Here is a 4,676-nt window from a genome sequence, read left to right as displayed (position 1 = left end):
GAGCTGCACCGGCGGCCCCCGGGCGGGGACCGCGGGGGGCGGGGGGGCGTCGTGCCCGGGGCGGGCGTCGCCGCCGCGCGCGGTGGTTCCTTCGTTCAGCTTGCTTTCCCTGTCCCGGCGCCGTGCGCCGCCGTAAGTTGCAATGGGAGCGGGTCATCCGGAGCGCAGCCGGGTGGCCCGGGATGTGCTGATCCCGCCACCGCGGACGCGTCACCCGGGGCACCAGGCATGCGATTCACGAACTATACCCGCTACACGGGAAACCGGGCGGACGCGCTGAACCTCCAGGCGCTGCTCGACCACCTGTCCGACTTCCTCCTGCAGAGCGGGTTCGCGGGGGGGCAGCACTACCACCCGTACTGGGGGGAGTTCGGCGGCGAGGACGAGCGCTCGCTGGACGCGCTCCGCGAGGCGCTGCTGCGCGCGCTCATCGAGAGCGGGCAGCTCACCCCGGAGATGCTCGCTGAGCTGCGCGGCGAGGGCGGCGGGGACGACGCCGTCCGGCAGGAGATCGCCGAGCTGCTCGACCGGCTGATCGAGCGGCTGGTGGAGGAGGGATACCTGAACGTGACGCAGCCCGGCGCGCCCGGCGGCCCGCCGCCGCAGGCCGGCGAGGGGAAGGTGGACGAGGCGCGCTCGGCCGCCCGGCAGGTGGAGTTCGACCTCACGGGGAAGGGGATGGACTTCCTGGGGTACCGCACCCTCCGCGGGCTCCTGGGCGCCATGGGGAAGTCGTCCTTCGGGTCGCACGACACCCCGCACCTCGCCACCGGGGTGGAGGCGGAGGCGGCGAGCCGGCCGTACGAGTTCGGGGACACGCTGAACCTGGACATCCCCGCCACCCTCAAGAGCGCGCTGGCGCACGACGGGCTCCGCGAGGACGGCCGCATCGACCTGGACTACGGCGACCTGCACGTCCACCAGGCCGAGTACCGGTCGAGCTGCGCCACCGTGCTGATGCTGGACACCAGCCACTCCATGGTCCTGTACGGCGAGGACCGCTTCACCCCGGCCAAGAAGGTGGCGCTGGCGCTCTCGCACCTGATCCGCACGCAGTTCCCGGGCGACACCCTGCGCGTGGTCACCTTCGGCGACCGCGCGGAGGAGATCCCGCTCTCGCGGCTGGCCCACGCCCAGGTGGGGCCCTTCCACACCAACACGGCCGAGGGGCTCAAGCTGGCCCGGCGGCTCCTCCTGGCGCAGAACAAGGACATGCGCCAGATCGTGATGATCACCGACGGGAAGCCCTCGGCGCTCACGCTCCCGGACGGGCGCATCTACAAGAACTCCATGGGGCTGGACGCGCGCGTGCTGCGGGAGACCTTCCAGGAGGTGGCGGCCTGCCGCAAGGCGGGGATCCTGATCAACACCTTCATGCTGGCCCGCGACGCGCACCTCGTGGCCTTCGTGAACCGCGTCTCCGAGATCGCGCGGGGGAAGGCGTACTTCACCACCACGATGACGCTGGGCCAGTACATCATGAAGGACTTCCTCCGCCGCAAGACGCGGAGGGCGGGGTAGTCCCCTGGTGAAGCCAGGAGCGCGCAGACGCGCCTTCGCGTTCCGGTGGGGCGCCGCCGTCCTCCTGGGGATCGCCGGCTACCTCGTCAACCTCTACCCCATCCCGCTCTCCCCGGGGACGGACCTGGTCTTCGGCGGGGTGGCGTACCTCCTTGCCGCCGTGGCCTTCGGGCCCGGTCCGGGGCTCCTCGCCGCGGGGATCGCCTCGGTCCGCACCCTCTGGCTCTGGAACCACCCCTACGCCTGGCTGATCTTCGCCCTGGAAGGGGCGGCGGTGGGCTACCTGTCGCACGTGCGGGGGCGCCGGCCCCTCGTGGCCGACCTCCTGTACTGGATCGTGGGCGGCGTCCCCCTCCTCTTCCTGACCTACTACCTGCTGATGGGCGTCTCGGGGAGCACCGCGGTGGTGATCTTCCTCAAGCAGCCCTTCAACGGCCTGATCAACGCGGTGGGGGCGGAGGCGCTGTACCTCATCCCCGGCGTGCGCTGGGCGCTGCGCGCGCGCGGAGCGCCCCGGCTCCGCTCGGCGCTGGCGGTGGTGGTGACGCTGGCGGCGCTGACCCCCGTGCTGGGGTTCGGGATCTGGTCCGGGCGCCAGGAGTGGGAGCGGAGCGTGGAGCGGGCCCGCGAGCGGGTTTCGCTCTCGGCCACCTCGTACGCGGCGAGGCTGGAGCAGTACGTGGCGCTGCACGCCGCCGCGGTCCGCTCCGTGGCCGAGGCGGCGGAGCGGGCGGGCGAGTGGGACCCGGCGCGCTTCCAGCGGCTGGTGGCGGCGGAGCACGGGCAGTTCCCCGGCTTCGTCAACATGTACGCCGCGGACTCGCGGGCCGTCGCCGTCGCCTTCCACCCGCTGGTGAACGCGCGCGGCGACTCGGTGGTGGGGCTGGAGTTCGGGGACCGCGCGTACGTCCGCGGCGTGCGGGAGACGCGCCGCACCGTGATCTCGCGGGTGGTGGCGGGGCGCGGGGGCGTGCAGGAGCCGCTGGTGGTGATCGCCCACCCGGTGGAGCTGGCCGACACCCTGGCGGGGTTCGTGGTGGGCGCGCTGGACCTGAAGCGGCTTCCCCGCCCCCCGGCGGCGCCGGAGCTGGGGGAGCGGATCCGGGTGGCGGACGTGGAGGGGACGCTGGTCTACGACACCGAGGCGCGCTACGGCCCCGGAGACCTCCCCCGCACGGTGCGCGACTCGCTCGCCTTCGACGCGGTGCGCGCCGTGGGGAACGACGGCACCACCACCTACCGCGCGGCGGGCGCCCTCCCCGCCGCCTCGGTCACCGCGTCGCAGGTGCTGGCCGGGGTCGCGCGGATCCCGGGGCTGGACTGGTGGGTGTGGACCGAGCAGCCCTACGCGCGCATCCAGGCCTTCGTGGCCGAGGCGTACGTGCGCCTCCTGGTGCTGCTGATCGTGGTGACGCTGCTGGCGCTCGCGGTGGGCGACCTGCTGGCGGCCTACCTTTCCGTCCCCCTGCTGCGCATGCGGGAGGCCGCCGCCGCGCTGGCCTCCGGCGGGCTCACGGCACGGGTGGGGGCGCTCCCGGCGGGGGCGCCGCTGGAGGTGCACGAGCTGGGGCGCGGGTTCGACGACATGGCGGCATCGCTCGCCCGCCGCACGGAGGAGCTGGAGGAGCTGGGCGAGATCGCCCGCTCGCTGGCCTCCACCCTGGACACGGACGAGCTCCTGCGGCGGGTCACGGACGCCGCCACCCGCCTGGTGGCCCCGGACGGGTGCGGGATCGCGCTGCTGCGCCCCGGGGGCGAGACGCTCCGGGCCGCGGACTACACGCTCGGGCTCCTGGCGCCCACCGCCGGGCGCGAGGTCCCGGTGCGGGACTCGGTCCCCGGATGGGTGGTCCGGGCGGGGACGCCGGTCCTCCTCCCGGACGCGGCCACGGACCCGCGGGTGCGCCGGGCGTACATCGACCCGGAGCGGGTGGGCTCGGTGATCTGCGCCCCGCTCGTGGGGCGCTCCGGACCGCTGGGGACGCTGACCGCGGTCCGCTCCCGCGAGGGCCAGCACCCCTTCACCGACACGGACCTCCGCCTGCTGGAGCGGCTGGCCCGCCACGCGGCCGTCGCCGTGGAGAACGCGCACCTGGTGGGCGCGGAGCGCCGCCGCACCCGGGAGAGCGAGGCGATCCGCATCGTCGCCCGCACGCTCTCGGCGGCGCAGGGGCTCGGGGAGACGCTGGCGGTGGTCGCCCGGGAGGCGGCCCGGATCGTCCGCTCGCAGGCGTGCACGGTGGCGCTCCTCCGCGGGGAGGGGGAGGAGGCGGAGCTGGAGGTGGTCGCCACCTCGGGAGAGACGGGGACGCCGGTGGGCGCCGTGCTCCCGGTGCAGGAACAGCTCCTGGAGCGGCCGGTGCACCGGGGGGTGCCCGCCGCCGGGGGCGGCGCCGGCTACGAGGCCTCCGTTCCGCTGCGGGTGGGCGAGGTCGCGCTGGGGGTGCTCACCGCGGCGCGGCGGGACGAGCCCTTCGGCCCGGCGGACGCCTCGCTTCTCGCCGCCTTCGCGGACCACGCGGCGGTGGCGCTGCGGAACGCCCGTCTCCTGGAGGCAGCGCAGGAGGCCTCGCGCGCCAAGTCGGACTTCATCGCCACCATGAGCCACGAGCTGCGCACCCCGCTGAACGCGGTGCTGGGGCACGTGGAGCTGCTGCAGATGGGCATTCACGGCCCCGTGACGCCCCCGCAGGTGAACTCGCTGGCGCGCATCGAGACGGCGTCGCGGCACCTGCGCGGGCTGATCGAGGAGGTGCTTTCGTTCTCCCGCCTGGAGGCGGGGCGAGCGGAGGTGACGATGGAGCCGGTGAACCTGTGCGACCTGGCGCGCGAGGTGGCCGACGTCATCCAGCCGCTCGCGATGCAGAAGTCGCTGGAGTTTCGCCTGGACGGCTGTGACCCTCACCCGGTGGTGCAGACCGATCCCGACAAGGTGCGGCAGATCCTGATCAACCTGGCGGGGAACGCCGTGAAGTTCACCGACGAGGGCGAGGTGTCCATCCAGGTGCGTTCGATGGACGGCATCGTCGCCCTCTCGGTGTGCGACACCGGCCCCGGCATTCCGCACGAGGACCAGGAGCGCCTGTTCCGCCCGTTCGAGCAGCTGGAGAGCGGGCTGGCGCGCACGCACGGCGGCACGGGGCTGGGGCTGTACC

Annotated in this window: 2 protein-coding genes; both read left to right on the top strand. The window is 74.3% G+C overall.

Annotated elements, in window-relative coordinates; all coding sequences use genetic code 11:
* The first annotated feature begins 228 nt into the window (after positions 1-228).
* The gene (locus VGR37_01490) at positions 229-1,521 is read left to right on the top strand and encodes a VWA domain-containing protein (GenBank protein HEV2146069.1); all 1,293 of its coding nucleotides are present in this window, start codon (positions 229-231) and stop codon (positions 1,519-1,521) included.
* A 7-nt stretch (positions 1,522-1,528) separates the two neighbouring features.
* The coding region (locus tag VGR37_01485; GenBank protein ID HEV2146068.1) for a GAF domain-containing protein at positions 1,529-4,676 on the top strand (3,148 nt) is incomplete at its 3' end.

This window comes from Longimicrobiaceae bacterium, from assembly GCA_035936415.1.
Taxonomy (GTDB): Bacteria; Gemmatimonadota; Gemmatimonadetes; order Longimicrobiales; family Longimicrobiaceae; genus JAFAYN01.
Note: the sequence above shows the minus strand (reverse complement) of the source record. Positions and strands in the feature narration are given on the sequence as shown.